The organism is Streptomyces sp. BYX5S, from assembly GCF_054724165.1.
Genome location: NZ_CM138829.1, coordinates 6,878,521 through 6,896,305, shown reverse-complemented (window position 1 = coordinate 6,896,305; position 17,785 = coordinate 6,878,521). Strand labels below are relative to the sequence as shown.

Genomic DNA, 17,785 nt, shown 5'->3' with positions numbered 1-17,785 from the left:
GAACATGCCCCTCACGGCCAACGGCCTGAGCAGCGGCACGGACCTCGGCACGAGCGACTGGCTGGAGCCCACCCAGGACCGCATCGCCACGTTCGCCGACGCGACGGACGACCACCAGTGGATCCACGCCACCCCCACCCACGCCGCATCGGCCCCCTTCGGCACCCCCATCACCCACGACTCCCTGCTCCTCTCCCTCTTCATCCCCCTCTTCACGTCCCTCCTGGACGTCGCCAACGTCACCACCAAAATCAACTACGGCCTCAACAAGGTCCGCTTCCCGTCCCCGGTGAGGTCCGGCGCCCGCATCCGCCTGTCGGCGAAGGTGGCATCGGTGGAGGAGGTTCCCGGCAACGGCGCCCAACTCACGATCGACGGCACGCTGGACATCGCCAACTCCCGGAAACCGGCCGCGGTCCTCCAGTCGGTGTCGCGGTTCTACGAGTGAGTGGGGGGCGTCAGACCTTGATGACGGTGATGCGCGGTCCGCACAGCGCCGCGAGATCCTCCGGGTCCGAGGTGAGCACGGTGACGGGCCCCGGAGCGGCGAGGGCGGTCGCGCCGAGCATGGCGTCGATGGCGTACTTGTGCCCGTGAAGGCCGGCGTCGCTGAGCAAGGCGGCGGCCTGGCGCGCGAGTACATCGGTGACCGGCTCCACGACGAGTCGGGAGAGCGTCCACTCCAACGCCGGGCGATTGACGCGCGGGTGGACGACTTCCACCAGAGTGGCGGCCGAGGTGATCACACGCAGATCGTCCGCGCGTGCCAGGGCGAGCCAGGCGGTGACCGCGCGATCGCGCAGCACGGCCTTGGCGAGCCCCTCACTGTCGAGCACGAGCGTGCCGCCCGGTGTCGCAGGAGAACGCGTCACGCCGCGCCCGCCGCATCGCCGCTCTGCTGAGTCCGCGCCTCGTGCAGCTGCTCGCGCAGGGCCTGCACCTCTTCGTCGGTGATGGGACCGTGCTCGGCCTCGGCGACATGAATGAGGTCGTTGAGATTGTCCCGCTCGATCTGCCGGGCAACGGCAGCGGCAACGTACGCGGACAGCCCGGAGGGCCCGCTGTGCGCACGAGCGGCTTCGGCGATGTCCCGCGGCATGGTGATCGAGTACTTCTGGGTAGGCTCGGCCATGCTCCTTATGCTACCGCTCATGCCACCACGACTCTCACGCTTGCGGGCCCGCCCAGATCCGCCCTGCTTGCACCGGAGTTGGGCCCGGAGATGGCTGCACACGCAAAAAGACCCCGAACTCAGCGACGAGGCTGAATTCGAGGTCTTCGGACACCTACTGCGAGGTGCCCCCGGCAGGATTCGAACCTGCGCACACGGCTCCGGAGGCCGTTGCTCTATCCCCTGAGCTACGGGGGCGTGCGCCGCGCGGTGCGTGGCGACGGGTAGAACACTACCAGCTCCTTTGAGGTACTCAGGAACGGGTTATGGCATGGGGGACGGCGGGGTTCGGGTCGCCTGTAGGGGGCGGAAGTGGGGAAAACCCGGACGCGGTGGCCGGTGTCGACCTACTCTCGAGTTGTGCCAGGCGCGTCCGGCCGAGTCCTTGTCGTGGACGACAACAAGGTCATTCGGCAGCTGATCAGGGTCAATCTCGAGCTGGAGGGCTTCGAGGTCGTGACCGCGGCCGATGGTGCCGAGTGTTTGGACGTGATCGACCAGGTGCGGCCCGACGTCGTCACGCTCGACGTCGTCATGCCTCGCCTCGATGGACTGCGTACCGCCGCGCGGCTGCGCAGTGACCCGCGGACGAGTGCTCTGCCCGTCGTCATCGTCAGTGCCTGCACCCAGTACGAGGTCGCGAGCGGGCTCGACGTCGGGGTCGACGCGTTCCTCGCCAAGCCCTTCGAGCCCGCCGAACTGGTGCGTGTCGTACGGCAGTTGAGCGAGACGGGGCGTGTGGAGCACCCGGGAGTCCCGGGAGGCCCGGGAGCCTCCGCCTCCGGTGTGTCCCGTGCGGGTGACCGGCTCGGGTGCGCCGCCGACGACCCCGAGCAGGCCCCCCGCACCGCCGACGCCTGAGCGCTCCCGCCACCCCGGCCACCGCCACCCGCCCCACCGGGCATCACGCACCCTCGCCGGCCCCCGCCCCCGTCCGCATCCCGGACCTTCCGGGAAACCGACTCGCCTACCCACCCCCCTCCTCCCATACGCTTGTCCCGTGACCCCCGCCGAGCTCTCCCGCACCGTCCTGCGCGCCGTACGTCGCGCGGTCGACGACGGTGAGCTCGACGCTGCCGTGTGCGCGGCCGAACCGCGGGTCGTCGTCGAGCGGCCGCGGCCCGGTGGGCACGGGGACTACGCCACCAATGTCGCGCTGCAACTCGCCCGCCCCGCCGGTCGGCCCCCGCGGGACGTCGCCGAGATCCTGTCCCGGCGGCTGGGGGAGAGCCCCGGCATCGCGGACGTCGCCGTCACCGGGCCCGGCTTCCTCAACGTCAGCCTCGAAGCGGCCGCCCCCGGCGAGCCCGTCGCCCGCATCCTGCGCGCCGGCCGCCGGTACGGCTTCGCCGACGCCCCGGGTGCCGCCGCCCCGCAGCGCGTGCGGCTCCACGCCCCCCACGAGGTGCGCGCCGTCGTCGTCATGGACACCGTCGCCCGCCTCCTGCGCTCCCAGGGCGCCGACGTACGGACCAGCTGCGCCGCCCGGCCCCGCCCCGAGTGGGTCGACGTCCTCGGCGTACGCGTCGACGCGTACGACACCCCGGCCACCTCCGGCGCCCACCCCGGCACCGGCGACGCCTCAGCCACCCGCCACGTCGACGCCGACCACCCCCCACCCACCCCCGACGTCGACATCCGCCCCGTCCCCGCCCCCGCCGACCCCCTCCCGCTCGGCCGGGACGCCGCCCGCTGGGCCCTGCTGCACCCCGCCGCCCACGACCGGCCCCGGATCGGCGGCGCGTACGACGAGGAGCACCTCGCCCAGCGCGCGTCCAACCCCCTCTTCCGCGTCCAGTACGCCCACGCCCGCACCCGCGCCCTGACCCGCAACGCCGCGCAGCTGGGATTCACCGCCGTCCCCGGTGACGTACTCGCACACGAAGCCCCGGAGCAGGCCCCCTCCACGGAGGACACCTCCACACCGCCCCGCCCCGCGCAGGACCTCCCCGGCCTGGACGACCTCCTCGCCGCCCTCGCCGACCACCCCCGCATCCTGCGCTCCGCCGCCCGGCACCACGCCCCGGATCGGCTCGCGCGGCAGCTCGTCCAGGTTGCCGACGGCTTCATGGCCTCGCTGCACCCGGCCGTGCTGCCGCAGGGCGAGGAGAAACCCTCGGCCGCCCACCGCGCCCGGCTCGCGCTCGCCGAAGCCGTCGGGACGGTGCTCGCAGGCGGCCTGACCCTGCTCGGCATCGACGCCCCCGCCCATGTCTAGAGACATGACCCGAGAACAGATAGTGAGCGACCCGCAGTCATGAGCCGTTCCGCACACCCCGCAGGCCCCCGTCACGCCGACGTGCTCCCCGAGGGGCACTGGACCGCCCCGCCCGCCGACCTCAACGCCCTCGACCCCAAGGTGTGGGCGCAGACCGTGGCCCGTACCGGCGACGGCGGAGTCAGCGTCGGCGGTGTCGAAGTCGCCCGGCTCGCCGAGGAGTTCGGCACCCCGGCGTACTTCCTCGACGAGGCCGACTTCCGCGCCCGGTGCGCCGCCTGGCGCGACGCCTTCGGGCCCGACGCCGATGTCTTCTACGCCGGCAAGGCGTTCCTCAGCCGGGCCGTCGTGCGGTGGCTGGACGAGGAGGGGCTCAATCTTGATGTCTGCTCCGGTGGTGAGCTCGCCACCGCGCTGTCCGCAGGCATGCCCGCCGAGCGCATCGCCTTCCACGGCAACAACAAGACCGAGGAGGAGATCAGCCGCGCGGTCCAGGTGGGCGTCGGGCGGATCGTGCTCGACTCCTTCCAGGAGATCGTCCGCGTCGCCCACATCGCCGACGGCCTCGGCAAGCGGCAGCGCGTGCAGATCCGCGTGACCGTGGGCGTCGAGGCCCACACCCACGAGTTCATCGCGACCGCCCACGAGGACCAGAAGTTCGGGATCGCGCTGGCCGACGGGCAGGCCGCCGAGGCCGTGCGGCGCGCGCTGAAGCTCGACGGGATCGAGCTCATCGGCATCCACTCGCACATCGGGTCGCAGATCTTCGACATGGCCGGCTTCGAGGTCGCCGCGCGCCGCGTCGTCGGGCTGCTCGCCGAGATCCGCGATGAGCACGGCATCGAGCTGCCCGAGATCGACCTCGGCGGCGGCCTCGGCATCGCGTACACCAGCGACGACGACCCCCGCGAGCCGCACGAGATCGCCAAGGCGCTGAACGAGATCGTCACGCGCGAGTGCGAGGCCGCGTCCCTGCGCACGCCGCGCATCTCCGTCGAGCCGGGGCGCGCCATCGTCGGGCCGACCGCCTTCACGCTCTACACCGTCGGCACCGTCAAGCCGCTCGAAGGGCTGCGCACCTACGTCTCCGTCGACGGCGGCATGTCCGACAACATTCGTACGGCGCTCTACGACGCCGAGTACACCGTCGCCCTCGTCTCGCGCCGCTCCGACGCCGAGCCGATGCTGGTGCGCGTCGTCGGCAAGCACTGTGAGAGTGGCGACATCGTCGTGAAGGACGCGTTCCTGCCGTCGGACGTCGCCGCCGGCGATCTGATCGCCGTGCCGGCCACCGGCGCGTACTGCCGCTCCATGGCCAGCAACTACAACCACGCGCTTCGCCCGCCCGTCGTCGCCGTCCGCGACGGTGAGGCCCGGGTGATCGTCCGCCGTGAGACGGAGGAAGATCTCCTGCGTCTCGACGTCGGATAAATGAAATCTACGTCTCACGATCCGGACCCTGGGCTGAAACCCCGGTTCGGTGGGTGAGACTGGTCCCACCGCAGAAATACGTAGTAGTAGAGGAAACGAGGTCGCATGATGCGTACGCGTCCGCTGAAGGTGGCGCTGCTGGGCTGTGGGGTTGTCGGCTCAGAGGTGGCGCGCATCATGACGACGCACGCCGACGACCTCGCCGCCCGGATCGGTGCCCCCGTCGAACTCGCGGGTGTGGCCGTGCGGCGGCCTTCCCGGGTGCGCGAGGGAATCGATCCGGCACTGGTGACCACCGACGCCACCGCGCTCGTGAAACGCGGTGACATTGATGTCGTGGTCGAGGTCATCGGTGGGATCGAGCCCGCGCGGACCCTCATCACCACCGCCTTCGAGCACGGCGCCTCCGTCGTCTCCGCCAACAAGGCGCTCGTCGCCCAGGACGGCGAGGCGCTGCACGCCGCCGCCGTCGAGCACGGTGAGGACCTCTACTACGAGGCTGCCGTCGCCGGTGCGATTCCGCTGGTCAGGCCGTTGCGGGAGTCGCTGGCCGGCGACAAGGTGAACCGCGTTCTCGGCATCGTGAACGGGACGACCAACTTCATCCTCGACGCCATGGACACCACCGGCGCCGGCTACCAGGAAGCGCTCGACGAGGCCACGGCCCTCGGGTACGCGGAAGCCGACCCCACCGCCGACGTCGAAGGGTTCGACGCCGCCGCCAAGGCCGCGATCCTCGCCGGTATCGCCTTCCACACCCGCGTCCGCCTCGACGACGTGTACCGCGAGGGCATGACCGAGGTCACCGCCGCCGACTTCGCGTCCGCGAAGCAGATGGGCTGCACCATCAAGCTGCTCGCGATCTGCGAGCGGGCCGCCGACGGCCGGTCCGTCACCGCGCGCGTGCACCCCGCGATGATTCCGCTTTCGCACCCGCTGGCCTCCGTGCGCGGCGCGTACAACGCCGTCTTCGTCGAGGCCGAGGCCGCGGGCCAGCTCATGTTCTACGGGCCCGGCGCGGGCGGTTCGCCGACCGCGTCCGCCGTACTCGGCGACCTCGTCGCCGTCTGCCGCAACCGCCTCAATGGCGCGACGGGACCCGGCCAGTCCGCGTACACACAGCTGCCCGTCTCGCCGATGGGCGATGTCGTGACGCGGTACCACATCAGCCTCGACGTGGCCGACAAGCCCGGCGTTCTCGCGCAGGTGGCGACGGTCTTCGCCGAGCACGGTGTCTCCATCGACACCGTGCGCCAGTCGGGGAAGGACGGCGAGGCCTCCCTCGTCGTCGTCACCCACCGCGCGGCCGACGCGGCCCTCACCGGGACCGTGGACGCGCTGCGTCAGCTCGACACCGTGCGCGGTGTCGCCAGCATCATGCGTGTTGAAGGGGAGTAGCAGGGATGACCGGAATGACCCACCAGTGGCGCGGCATCATCGAGGAGTACCGGGACCGGCTCCCGGTGACCGACACCACGCCGGTCGTGACACTGCGCGAGGGCGGCACGCCGCTCGTCCCCGCGCAGGTGCTCTCCGAGCGCACGGGCTGTGAGGTGCACCTGAAGGTCGAGGGCGCCAACCCGACCGGGTCCTTCAAGGACCGCGGCATGACCATGGCCATCACCAAGGCCAAGGAGGAGGGCGCGAAGGCCGTCATCTGCGCCTCCACCGGCAACACCTCGGCCTCCGCCGCCGCGTACGCGGTGCGCGCCGGCATGGTCTGCGCCGTGCTCGTGCCGCAGGGCAAGATCGCGCTCGGCAAGATGGGCCAGGCCCTCGTCTACGGCTCGAAGATCCTCCAGGTCGACGGCAACTTCGACGACTGCCTGAACCTGGCCCGCGCCCTCTCCGAGAACTACCCGGTGGCGCTGGTCAACTCGGTGAACCCGTTCCGCATCGAGGGCCAGAAGACCGGCTCGTTCGAGATCGTGGACGCCCTCGGCGACGCGCCCGACATCCACGTCCTCCCGGTCGGCAACGCCGGCAACATCACGGCCTACTGGAAGGGCTACAAGGAGTACGCCGCCGACGGCGTCTCCTCCCGTACGCCGCGCATGTGGGGCTTCCAGGCCTCCGGTTCCGCGCCGATCGTGCGCGGCGAGGTCGTCAAGGACCCCTCGACGATCGCCACCGCGATTCGCATCGGCAACCCCGCCTCGTGGCAGCACGCGCTCGCCGCGCGCGAGGAGTCGGGCGGCTTCATCGACGAGGTGACGGACCGTGAGATCCTGCGCGCCTACAAGCTGTTGGCCTCGCAGGAGGGCGTCTTCGTCGAGCCCGCGTCCGCCGCGTCGGTCGCCGGTCTCCTGAAGGCGGCCGAGCAGGGCAAGGTCGACAAGGGCCAGAAGATCGTCTGCACCGTCACGGGCAACGGACTGAAGGACCCGGACTGGGCCGTCGCCGGCGCCCCGCAGCCGGTCACCGTTCCGGTCGACTCCGCGGCGGCCGCCGAGCGCCTCGGCCTCGCCTGACCTTGGCATCCTGCCCTTTACGCCGGGCTGACACCTCGTCAATTGGGCGTTTCGGCACAGGGGGTGCACAGGGGGCTTACGACACGCATCGTGCGCCTCCTGTGCGCCCTATGTCGCCACTGAACCTTCCTTCGATAGTCTGTATCGAACCCGCCCACCGCATATGCCGTGGTGCGGCCGCTGTTCTGTCGATCGCGGCCCGGGTGTCGACCTACGCATCACCAGACATCGACGCATCACAAGACATCGGACGTTTCCGAAACATCCCGCAGCTCAAGGAGAGTCATCCAGCGATGGCCGGTCCTGCTTTCCGCGCCGCCGCCGTAAGGGTGCGCGTTCCCGCCACCAGCGCCAACCTCGGCCCGGGTTTCGACTCGCTGGGCCTGTCGCTGGGGCTCTACGACGACGTGGTCGTCAGGGTCGCCGACTCCGGGCTGCACATCGACATCGCGGGCGAGGGCTCCGAGACCCTGCCGCGCGACGAGTCCCACCTCCTCGTACGGTCGCTGCGCACGGCCTTCGACGCCCTCGGCGGACAGCCGCGCGGCCTCGAGATCGTCTGCGCCAACCGCATCCCGCACGGCCGGGGCCTCGGCTCCTCGTCCGCCGCCATCGTGTCCGCCGTGGTCGCCGCACGCGCCGTGACCATAGGCGGCAACGCGCTGCTCGACGACGCGGCGCTGCTCGAACTCGCCACCGAGATCGAGGGCCACCCCGACAACGTGGCCCCGTGCCTGCTCGGCGGCTTCACCATCGCGTGGACGGAGACCGGCGCGGGTCGCGCGGTCCGTCTCGACGCGGCTCGTTCCATCGTTCCGGTGGTTTTCGTCCCCGGAAAGCCCGTCCTCACCGAAATGGCGCGAGGACTGCTGCCGCGCACCGTCCCCCATGTGGACGCAGCGGCGAACGCGGGCCGGGCGGCCCTGCTCGTAGAGGCCCTGACCAGGCGCCCCGAGCTGCTGCTCCCGGCCACCGAGGACCGTCTGCACCAGGAGTACCGGGCGCCCGCGATGCCGGAGAGCGCCGCACTGGTGGAGCGGCTGCGGGCCGACGGGGTACCCGCGATGATCTCCGGGGCGGGGCCGACGGTGCTCGCTCTGGTGGAGGAGGAAACGGCCGACAAGGTCGCCCGGCTTGCCGGAGAGGGCTGGGCGGCGAACCGCCTCGCCCTCGATCTCGACGGAGCGAGCGTGCTGCCGCTTGGCTCCTGACACCCGGTTGCCGGATTACGAGAGGGGGAATATTTGTTGGATCCGGTAGTGTTAACCTCAAGTCTGCACCCGGCCCTACCATGGCGAGGTGCTGTGTGTCCCCGTCAGGGACAACCATTCTTCCGGGAGCCTCCCCAGCGATTCCGTGCATCGTCCTCGCATGTCGAGACGCGGCGCTGAAGAGTGGCGAGCACGCTCCGGAACCGGCGTGACCGAGCCGCGTGACACAGAAATCCAGTGCACCCGCGGAATCGGGCAACGTCGTCACCACCGAATTCTTCCGCCTCATCGGCGGACAACCGCCCCGGCACGGTCCGTACAGGCAGGACCACCGCCGGACAGCACAACCGGTCGCCGAGCCAGACAGGCCGACGTCCGCTCCAGGGAAGGACCCTTCGTGAGCGACACCACCGATCTGATGGGCGTGACTGCCGACAGCTCCGCTGCCGCGCCCGCCGCGTCCTCTGCGGACGCCTCTGCTGCGCCCGCCGCCGGTGCTTCGGGCTCCCGGCGGCGCCGCGGCACCGGCCTTGACGGCATGGTGCTGGCCGAGCTGCAGCAGGTCGCATCGGGCCTCGGAATCAAGGGCACCGCGCGCATGCGCAAGAGCCAGCTGATCGAGGTCATCAAGGAGGCGCAGTCGGGAGGCGGCAAGTCGGCCGCCCCGGCGAAGAGCGCCGAAGCCGCCGAGACGAAGCCGAAGCGGCGGGCCACCTCGAAGGCCCGCACCGGCGAGGAGTCCGCGGCCGACGCCGCGCCCGCGAAGTCGGGTGTCAAGGCGGAGAAGGCCGAGGCGGCCGACGCCAAGGCCAAGAAGGCCACCGCCCAGCAGCAGATCGAGATCCCCGGCCAGGGCGCCGGCGACGAGCAGCCGGCCGGTGAGCGTCGTCGCCGTCGGGCGACCGCCGACGCGGGCAGCCCGGAGACGGTGACCGCCGAGGCCAAGGCCGACACCCGCCAGCAGGACAAGCAGGACGGCGGCGACGGCAACAAGAGCGACGGCGGCCAGGACGGCAACAACGGCCACGAGGGCCGTCGCGACCGCAGGGACCGCCGTGACCGCGGCGACCGCGGTGAGCGTGGCGACCGTGGTGACCGCGGTGGCCGCGACCGGGACCGCCGCGGCGGCAAGGGCGACGACCAGGGCGGCAACAACCAGGGCGGCGGCCGGCAGCAGCAGGGTGGCGGACGCCAGGACCGCAACAACGGTCCGCAGGACGACGACGACTTCGAGGGCGGCCGCCGCGGCCGCCGGGGCCGTTACCGCGACCGCCGTGGGCGTCGCGGGCGCGACGAGGGCGGCTTCGGCAACGAGCCGCAGATCTCCGAGGACGACGTCCTGATCCCCGTCGCGGGCATCCTCGACATCCTCGACAACTACGCCTTCATCCGTACGTCGGGCTACCTCCCGGGCCCCAACGACGTCTACGTCTCCCTGGCCCAGGTCCGCAAGAACGGCCTGCGCAAGGGCGACCACGTCACCGGCGCCGTGCGGCAGCCGAAGGAGGGGGAGCGCCGCGAGAAGTTCAACGCGCTCGTCCGCCTCGACTCCGTCAACGGCATGGCGCCCGAATCCGGGCGCGGGCGGCCGGAGTTCAACAAGCTGACGCCGCTGTACCCGCAGGACCGGCTCCGTCTGGAGACCGACCCGGGTGTGCTGACGACGCGCATCATCGACCTCGTCGCGCCGATCGGAAAGGGCCAGCGCGGCCTGATCGTGGCCCCGCCGAAGACCGGCAAGACCATGATCATGCAGTCGATCGCCAACGCGATCACGCACAACAACCCCGAGTGCCACCTGATGGTCGTCCTCGTCGACGAGCGTCCGGAAGAGGTCACCGACATGCAGCGGTCGGTGAAGGGCGAGGTCATCTCCTCGACCTTCGACCGTCCCGCCGAGGACCACACCACGGTCGCCGAGCTCGCCATCGAGCGCGCCAAGCGCCTCGTGGAGCTGGGTCACGACGTCGTCGTGCTGCTCGACTCGATCACCCGCCTGGGCCGCGCGTACAACCTCGCCGCCCCGGCCTCCGGCCGCATCCTGTCCGGTGGTGTCGACTCGACGGCCCTGTACCCCCCGAAGCGCTTCTTCGGCGCCGCGCGCAACATCGAGGACGGCGGCTCGCTGACCATCCTCGCCACCGCGCTGGTGGACACCGGGTCCCGCATGGACGAGGTGATCTTCGAGGAGTTCAAGGGCACCGGCAACGCCGAGCTCAAGCTCGACCGCAAGCTCGCCGACAAGCGCATCTTCCCGGCGGTGGACGTCGACGCGTCCGGTACCCGTAAGGAAGAGATCCTGCTCGGCAGCGACGAGCTGGCGATCACCTGGAAGCTGCGTCGCGTGCTGCACGCGCTCGACCAGCAGCAGGCGATCGAGCTGCTGCTCGACAAGATGAAGCAGACGAAGTCCAACGCGGAGTTCCTGCTCCAGATCCAGAAGACGACGCCGACGCCGGGCAACGGCAACGACTGACGCTTCACCGCGATCCACGGGCTGGGCCCCGCCGCTGCACGCGGCGGGGCCCAGCCCTTTTTCCGTCCGATCGGTGCTGGTCGGACCGTTTCCGGGTACTCGGAGTCCGGAGACCTTCACCACATGTATAAGGGTCTGTGCCTTCTGTGAAGCATGCGGCACATGGTTATGAAAGCGCAGGTGAGAGCCGTAAAGGCCGTTGGTCCCCCTACGCTCCGTCGCTGACTCGCCCCGGAGCGCGCACAGGCGTCTGTGCAACCCTTCTTGGCGGTCCGCCGTCACACCGAGTGAACGACATGGCGGACCGAAGCTTTGGCAGCAGACGAACCTGCGAGGAGTTATGCCGGACCGTGACAGCAAGCCCGGGCGCCACCGCGCCAAGGGCACCCGTCGCAAGCCCCGCAGTGGGCGCAGCAAGGCGCTGCGCGCCGCCGCGTGGAGCGCCGCGGGCATCGTCGTCCTCGGCGGCACAGGCCTTGGCTACGTCTACTTCCACCTCAACGGCAACATCAAGAGCGTCGACATCAACTCCCAGCTGGGCACCGACCGCCCCGAGGACGTCGACGACGGCTCGCAGGACATCCTCGTCCTCGGCTCCGACAGCCGCGCGGGCAAGAACGAGAAGGTCGGCGGCGGCGCCGACGAGGGCTCCGCGCGCTCGGACACCGCGATGGTCGTGCACATCTACAAGGGCCACAAGAAGGCCAGCGTCGTCTCCATACCCAGGGACACGCTGATCGAGCGGCCCTCGTGCACCGACAAGGACGGCACCGAGCACCCGGCCCAGAGCGAGGCCATGTTCAACTCCGCGTACTCGACCGGTGGCGCGGCCTGCGCCGTGAAGACCGTCGAGTCGCTGAGCGGAATCCGGATGGACCACTACGTCGAGGTCGACTTCAGCGGCTTCCAGCAGCTGATCGACGACCTCGGGGGCGTCAAGGTCACCACCACGAAGGCGATCAACGACCCCGACAGCCACCTGAACCTCTCCGCCGGCACGCACACCCTCACCGGCGAGCAGTCGCTCGGCCTGGTGCGCACCCGGCACGGCGTCGGCGACGGCAGCGACCTCGGCCGCATCCAGCTCCAGCAGGCGTTCATGAAGGCCCTGATGGACCAGATCAAGTCGGTCGGTGTCTTCACCAGCCCGAGCAAGCTGTACGCGCTCGCGAACACCGCCACGAAGACGGTGACCACGGACTCGCAGCTGGCCTCGGTCAAGGACCTCACCTCGTTCGCGAGCGGCCTCAAGGGCATCGGCTCCGGCGACATGAACATGGTGACGCTGCCGGTCCAGTACGACCCGAACGACGCCAACCGCGTGCTGCTCGACGAGACCAAGTCCGACCAGGTCTGGAAGGCGCTCAACGCCGACAGGGCCATCCCGAAGTCCGCCACCGCGGACTCCGCCAAGGGCTCCGCCGACGACGTCGTGAAGTAGCCGTGACGGCGCCGGGAAGCGGCCGGGAATAGTTCGGGGCCCTCCCCGGTTTTGGGGGATACGGCCAGTCCTGGCAGACTGGTACGTCGGCCCCGGTTCACGCTCCCGCATCCCGCGTCAGCGACCCGGAGCCCTCCATGAACCTAGGAGACACCTTGAAGCGCGACATCCACCCCGAGTACGTCGAGACGCAGGTCTCTTGCACCTGCGGCGCGTCGTTCACCACCCGCAGCACGATCCCGTCCGGCACCGTCCGTGCCGAGGTCTGCTCCGAGTGCCACCCGTTCTACACGGGCAAGCAGAAGATCCTCGACACCGGTGGCCGTGTGGCCCGCTTCGAGGCCCGCTTCGGCAAGGCTGCAGCTGCCAAGAAGTAGCGAAGCTCCAGCGCCGGTCCACGGTGCCCCTGTTTCCGCGGGGGCACCGGGACCGGCGCTTTGCGGTGCAGCCCCTTTTGACCCCCCGTAACTGCAGGAGCCGGAGATGTTCGAGGCCGTCGAGGAACTGATCGGTGAGCACGCCGATCTGGAGCAGAAGCTCGCGGACCCCTCGGTCCACGCCGACCAGGCCAACGCGCGCAAGCTCAACAAGCGCTACGCCGAGCTGACCCCGATCGTCGCCACGTACCGCTCCTGGAAGCAGACCGGGGACGACATCGAGACGGCGAAGGAGTTCGCCGCCGACGACCCCGACTTCGCGGCCGAGGTCAAGGATCTGGAACAGCAGCGCGAGGAGATCACCGAGAAGCTGCGCCTGCTCCTCGTCCCGCGCGACCCGTCCGACGACAAGGACGTGATCCTCGAGATCAAGGCCGGCGCCGGCGGCGACGAGTCCGCGCTGTTCGCGGGCGACCTGCTGCGCATGTACCTGCGCTACGCGGAGCGCGTCGGCTGGAAGACCGAGATCATCGACGCCACCGAGTCCGAGCTGGGCGGCTACAAGGACGTCCAGGTCGCCGTGAAGACCAAGGGCGGCAACGGCGCGACCGAGCCCGGCCAGGGCGTCTGGGCCCGCCTCAAGTACGAGGGCGGCGTGCACCGCGTGCAGCGCGTGCCCTCGACCGAGTCGCAGGGCCGCATCCACACCTCCGCCGCCGGCGTGCTCGTCACGCCCGAGGCCGAGGAGGTCGACGTGGAGATCCACGCCAACGACCTCCGCATCGACGTGTACCGCTCCTCGGGCCCCGGCGGCCAGTCCGTCAACACGACCGACTCCGCCGTCCGGATCACGCACATCCCCACCGGCGTCGTGGCTTCCTGCCAGAACGAGAAGTCCCAGCTGCAGAACAAGGAGCAGGCGATGCGTATCCTGCGCTCCAGGCTCCTCGCGGCGGCGCAGGAGGAAGCGGAGAAGGAGGCCGCGGACGCCCGTCGCAGCCAGGTCCGCACCGTCGACCGCTCCGAGAAGATCCGCACGTACAACTTCCCGGAGAACCGCATCTCGGACCACCGCGTCGGCTTCAAGGCCTACAACCTGGACCAGGTGCTCGACGGCGAACTCGACCCCGTGATCCAGGCGTGCGTCGACGCGGACTCGGCCGCGAAGCTCGCCGCCGCGTAACCCCCACTCGTACGACCACAGCTCAGCCCGGAGGACCAGCGTGCAGCAACATATTGGGGGGCGACCCCCAAACCCCCGCAGCGTGCTGCTCGCGGAAGTGGCCCAGGCCACCCAGCGGCTGGCCGACGCCGGCGTGCCCTCGCCGCGCAACGACGCGGAGGAGCTCGCCGCCTTCGTGCACGGCGTCAAGCGGGGCGAGCTGCACTCCGTCAAGGACGCGGACTTCGACGCCCGGTACTGGGAGGTGACCGCGCGCCGCGAGGCCCGCGAGCCGCTCCAGCACATCACCGGCCGCGCCTACTTCCGCTACCTGGAACTCCAGGTCGGCCCCGGGGTGTTCGTGCCGCGTCCGGAGACCGAGTCGGTCGTCGGGTGGGCCATAGACGCCGTCCGTGCGATGGACGTCGTCGAGCCGCTGATCGTCGATCTGTGCTCCGGCTCCGGCGCCATCGCGCTCGCGCTCGCCCAGGAGGTCCCGCGCTCGCGCGTGCACGCCGTGGAGCTGTCCGAGGACGCCCTCAAATGGACGCGGAAGAACGTCGAGGGGTCCAGGGTCGACCTGCGCCAGGGAGACGCCCTGGAGGCCTTCCCGGACCTCGACGACCAGGTCGACCTCGTCATCTCCAACCCGCCGTACATCCCGCTCACCGAGTGGGAGTACGTGGCGCCGGAGGCCCGCGACTACGACCCCGACCTCGCCCTGTTCTCCGGCGAGGACGGCCTCGACCTCATCCGCGGCATCGAGCGCACCGCCCACCGTCTGCTGCGCCCCGGCGGCATCGTCGTCATCGAGCACGCCGACACCCAGGGCGGCCAGGTGCCGTGGATCTTCACCGAGGAGCGGGGCTGGGCGGACGCCGCCGACCACCCGGACCTCAACAACCGGCCGCGGTTCGCGACGGCCCGCAAGGCGCTGCCGTGAGCGCCTCCCGTCCTTCCCCGCTTTCCCCGACCTACGAATTCGAGCAGTACGCAGAGCAGGAGGCCCGCTAGATGGCACGGCGTTACGACACCAACGACGCAGTCGACCGCGCTACCGGTCTGCGTGAAGCCGCCTCAGCCGTCCGCCGCGGCGAACTGGTCGTGCTGCCCACCGACACCGTGTACGGCATCGGCGCCGACGCCTTCACGCCGGAGGCCGTCGGTGACCTCCTGGAGGCCAAGGGCCGCGGCCGCAACATGCCGACGCCCGTCGTCATCCCGTCCCCGAACACGCTGCACGGGCTCGTCACGGACTTCTCCGAGATGGCCTGGGAGCTCGTCGACGCGTTCTGGCCGGGTGGCCTGACCCTCGTCGCCAAGCACCAGCCGTCGCTCCAGTGGGACCTCGGCAACACCCGCGGGACCGTCGCGGTGCGCATGCCGCTGCACCCCGTCGCCATCGAACTGCTCACCGAGGTCGGCCCGATGGCCCTGTCCTCGGCGAACCTGACGGGCCACCCGTCCCCCGAGAACTGCGACGACGCGCAGAACATGCTCGGCGACTCCGTCTCCGTCTACCTCGACGGCGGGCCGACGCCCGGCAACATCCCGTCGTCCATCGTCGACGTCACCGGCAAGATCCCGGTCCTGCTGCGCGAGGGCGCGCTGACCGCGGACGAGCTGCGCAAGGTCGTACCCGACCTCGAGGTGGCGAATTGACAGCCCCTGAGACGGGGCGTGGCATAGGCAACGGGTACGTACGCACGCCGGCGCTCCCCGGCGACACCTTCCGCATCCTCCACGTCAGCACCGGCAACGTGTGCCGCTCGCCGATCACCGAGCGGCTGACCCGGCATGCCCTCGCGGACCGGCTCGGGGCGCCGCTCGCGGGCGGGCTCATCGTGGAGAGCGCGGGCACGTGGGGCCATGAGGGCGCGCCCATGGAGGCCAACGCGGAGACGGTCCTGGCCGACTTCGGCGCGGATCCCTCGGGGTTCGTCGGCCGTGAGCTCCTCGACGACCACGTCATAAGGGCGGACCTGGTCCTGACGGCGACCCGTGACCACCGTGCGCAGGTCATCTCGATGGGGCACAGCGCCGGGCTGCGGACGTTCACGCTGAAGGAGTTCACGCGGCTCGTGCAGGCCATAGACCCGGCCACGCTGCCGGATCCCCTGGAGGCGGGCGTCGTCGAGCGGGCCCGTTCCCTGGTGCGTGCGGCGGCGGCTCTACGCGGGTGGCTGTTGGCGCCCTCCGTGGAGGCGGACGAGGTCTACGACCCGTACGGGGCGCCCCTGCCGTTCTTCCAGTCGGTCGGCGGCGAGATCCAGGAGGCCCTGGCCCCGGTGGTGACCGCCCTCACGGGCGTCCGTAAGTAGCCGTCTCCCTACGCCACGGGGCTCCGCCCCGGACCCCGCTGCTCAATCGCCGCAGGGGCTTGATGTGCACGGCCCACGCTCGAAGCGCAAGGTGCGCACAATCAGCCCCGCCGGCGTTTGAGGCGCGGGGTCCGGGGCGGAGCCCCGTGGCGTGATGTCGGGCGGGCGGAACCGGGCGGATCTACATTGGAAGGCATTCACCTCCCCGACGCGAGGCCCGGAGCCGACCATGCCGGTGATGACAGAACCCGCAGCCATAGCGGAGCTACAGCGGCAAGACCCCGAACTCGCCGAGATCCTCCTCAGCGAGACCGCCCGCCAGGCGGACTCCCTCCAGCTCATCGCCGCCGAGAACTTCACGTCCCCCGCGGTCCTCGCCGCCCTCGGCTCCCCCCTCGCCAACAAGTACGCGGAGGGCTACCCGGGCCACCGCCACCACGGCGGCTGCGAACTCGTCGACGTCGCCGAGCGCCTCGCCGTGGACCGGGCGAAGGCACTGTTCGGCGCCGAGCACGTCAACGTACAGGCGCACAGCGGCTCTTCGGCCGTCCTCGCCGCGTACGCCGTGCTGCTGAAGCCCGGCGACACCGTCCTCGCCATGGGCCTCCCCGCGGGCGGCCACCTCACGCACGGCTCCCCGGCCAACTTCTCGGGCCGCTGGTTCGACTTCGTGCCGTACGGGGTCGACCCGGAGAGCGGGCTCATCGACTACGAGGAGGTGCGCGCGGCGGCCCGTGCCCACCGGCCGAAAGCCATCGTGTGCGGCTCGATCTCGTACCCCCGGCACATCGACTACGCCGCCTTCCGCGACATCGCCGACGACGTGGGCGCCCACCTCATCGCCGACGCCGCGCACCCCATCGGCCTGGTCGCCGGGGGAGCAGCCCCGAACCCGGTCCCGTACGCCGACATCGTCTGCGCCACCACGCACAAGGTGCTGCGCGGCCCCCGCGGCGGCATGCTGCTGTGCTCGGCGGAGCTCTCCGACCGCGTCGACCGGGCCGTCTTCCCGTTCACCCAGGGCGGCGCCCAGATGCACACGATCGCCGGCAAGGCCGTCGCGTTCGGGGAGGCCGCGCGCCCCGCCTTCACCGCGTACGCCCACCAGGTCGTCGCCAACGCACGGCTGCTCGCGGGCGCACTCGCCGCGGAGGGCTTCGGCGTCACCACCGGCGGCACCGACACCCACCTGCTGACCGTGGACCCGGCCCCGCTCGGCGTCCAGGGCCCGGCGGCGCGCGGCCGGCTCGCCTCGGCGGGGATGATCCTCGACACATGCGCCCTGCCGTACGAGAACGGGCGCGGCCTGCGCCTCGGCACCGCCGCCGTCACCACCCAGGGCATGGGTGAAGCGGAGATGGCGCGTATCGCCGTGCTCCTCTCGGGTGTCGTACGCGGCGCCGTTGACGCCCCCGCGGTCCGCGAAGAGGTGCGCGACCTGGCCGGAAGATTCCCCCCGTACCCCGCCTGGAACGGGGTAGGCGAGCCACGAGACACCCCTTGAGC

The 17,785-nt window shown here is 70.9% G+C and carries 17 protein-coding genes and 1 tRNA gene; 15 read left to right on the top strand and 3 right to left on the bottom strand.

All coding sequences use genetic code 11. The features are described 5' to 3' along the window. Positions 1-4: 4 nt before the first annotated feature. The gene (locus ACYBSK_RS31025; protein WP_460244093.1) at positions 5-448 is read left to right on the top strand and encodes a MaoC family dehydratase; all 444 of its coding nucleotides are present in this window, start codon (positions 5-7) and stop codon (positions 446-448) included. Positions 449-458: 10 nt separating this feature from the next. Here the strand turns inward: ACYBSK_RS31025 and ACYBSK_RS31020 are convergent, their stop codons facing one another. From ACYBSK_RS31020 to ACYBSK_RS31010, 3 genes are all read right to left on the bottom strand, one after another. Beyond that, positions 459-872 (bottom strand): type II toxin-antitoxin system VapC family toxin, encoded by a 414-nt coding sequence (locus ACYBSK_RS31020; protein ID WP_460244092.1) that lies wholly within the window; start codon positions 870-872, stop codon positions 459-461. After that, positions 869-1,132 (bottom strand): CopG family transcriptional regulator, encoded by a 264-nt coding sequence (locus tag ACYBSK_RS31015; protein ID WP_460244091.1) that lies wholly within the window; start codon positions 1,130-1,132, stop codon positions 869-871. The genes ACYBSK_RS31020 and ACYBSK_RS31015 overlap by 4 nt, the downstream gene beginning before the upstream one ends. A 165-nt stretch (positions 1,133-1,297) precedes the next feature. Continuing rightward, positions 1,298-1,369, bottom strand: a tRNA-Arg gene (locus tag ACYBSK_RS31010). A gap of 114 nt (positions 1,370-1,483) precedes the next feature. Here ACYBSK_RS31010 and ACYBSK_RS31005 point away from each other — a divergent pair. From ACYBSK_RS31005 to ACYBSK_RS30940, 14 genes are all read left to right on the top strand, one after another. Continuing rightward, the gene (locus ACYBSK_RS31005; protein WP_460244090.1) at positions 1,484-2,032 is read left to right on the top strand and encodes a response regulator; all 549 of its coding nucleotides are present in this window, start codon (positions 1,484-1,486) and stop codon (positions 2,030-2,032) included. Between the two features lie 139 nt (positions 2,033-2,171). Continuing rightward, a complete protein-coding gene (nrtL, locus tag ACYBSK_RS31000) occupies positions 2,172-3,389 on the top strand; it encodes an ArgS-related anticodon-binding protein NrtL (protein ID WP_460244089.1) in 1,218 nt (405 codons plus the stop codon). Positions 3,390-3,428: 39 nt separating this feature from the next. Beyond that, a complete protein-coding gene (gene lysA, locus ACYBSK_RS30995) occupies positions 3,429-4,820 on the top strand; it encodes a diaminopimelate decarboxylase (protein WP_460244088.1) in 1,392 nt (463 codons plus the stop codon). Positions 4,821-4,925: 105 nt separating this feature from the next. Next, positions 4,926-6,218: a homoserine dehydrogenase gene (locus ACYBSK_RS30990; RefSeq protein WP_457480548.1), complete on the top strand. Its 1,293-nt coding sequence runs from the start codon at positions 4,926-4,928 to the stop codon at positions 6,216-6,218. Between the two features lie 14 nt (positions 6,219-6,232). Next, a complete protein-coding gene (gene thrC / locus ACYBSK_RS30985; protein ID WP_457481913.1) occupies positions 6,233-7,291 on the top strand; it encodes a threonine synthase in 1,059 nt (352 codons plus the stop codon). 293 nt (positions 7,292-7,584) lie between these two features. Then, positions 7,585-8,502 (top strand): homoserine kinase, encoded by a 918-nt coding sequence (gene thrB / locus ACYBSK_RS30980; RefSeq protein WP_457480547.1) that lies wholly within the window; start codon positions 7,585-7,587, stop codon positions 8,500-8,502. A gap of 397 nt (positions 8,503-8,899) precedes the next feature. Beyond that, positions 8,900-10,978 carry a transcription termination factor Rho gene (gene rho / locus ACYBSK_RS30975; RefSeq protein ID WP_460244087.1) on the top strand — a complete coding sequence of 693 codons (2,079 nt, stop codon included), beginning with the start codon at positions 8,900-8,902 and terminating at the stop codon, positions 10,976-10,978. 340 nt (positions 10,979-11,318) lie between these two features. Beyond that, entirely contained in the window at positions 11,319-12,419 is a 1,101-nt protein-coding gene (locus tag ACYBSK_RS30970; protein WP_460244086.1) for an LCP family protein, read from the top strand. Positions 12,420-12,574: 155 nt separating this feature from the next. Then, positions 12,575-12,796: a 50S ribosomal protein L31 gene (rpmE, locus tag ACYBSK_RS30965; RefSeq protein WP_359182830.1), complete on the top strand. Its 222-nt coding sequence runs from the start codon at positions 12,575-12,577 to the stop codon at positions 12,794-12,796. Between the two features lie 106 nt (positions 12,797-12,902). After that, positions 12,903-13,979 carry a peptide chain release factor 1 gene (prfA, locus tag ACYBSK_RS30960; protein WP_460244085.1) on the top strand — a complete coding sequence of 359 codons (1,077 nt, stop codon included), beginning with the start codon at positions 12,903-12,905 and terminating at the stop codon, positions 13,977-13,979. A gap of 82 nt (positions 13,980-14,061) precedes the next feature. After that, positions 14,062-14,901: a peptide chain release factor N(5)-glutamine methyltransferase gene (gene prmC, locus ACYBSK_RS30955; RefSeq protein WP_460244084.1), complete on the top strand. Its 840-nt coding sequence runs from the start codon at positions 14,062-14,064 to the stop codon at positions 14,899-14,901. A gap of 71 nt (positions 14,902-14,972) precedes the next feature. Beyond that, on the top strand, positions 14,973-15,620 hold the full coding sequence (locus tag ACYBSK_RS30950) for an L-threonylcarbamoyladenylate synthase (RefSeq protein ID WP_457480542.1): 648 nt from the start codon (positions 14,973-14,975) through the stop codon (positions 15,618-15,620). Then, entirely contained in the window at positions 15,617-16,279 is a 663-nt protein-coding gene (locus ACYBSK_RS30945) for an arsenate reductase/protein-tyrosine-phosphatase family protein (RefSeq protein WP_457480541.1), read from the top strand. Before ACYBSK_RS30950 ends, ACYBSK_RS30945 begins: the two co-directional genes overlap by 4 nt. A 229-nt stretch (positions 16,280-16,508) precedes the next feature. Further along, complete coding sequence (locus ACYBSK_RS30940; protein ID WP_460244083.1) at positions 16,509-17,783, top strand: serine hydroxymethyltransferase; 1,275 nt, start codon at positions 16,509-16,511, stop codon at positions 17,781-17,783. Positions 17,784-17,785 lie beyond the last annotated feature (2 nt).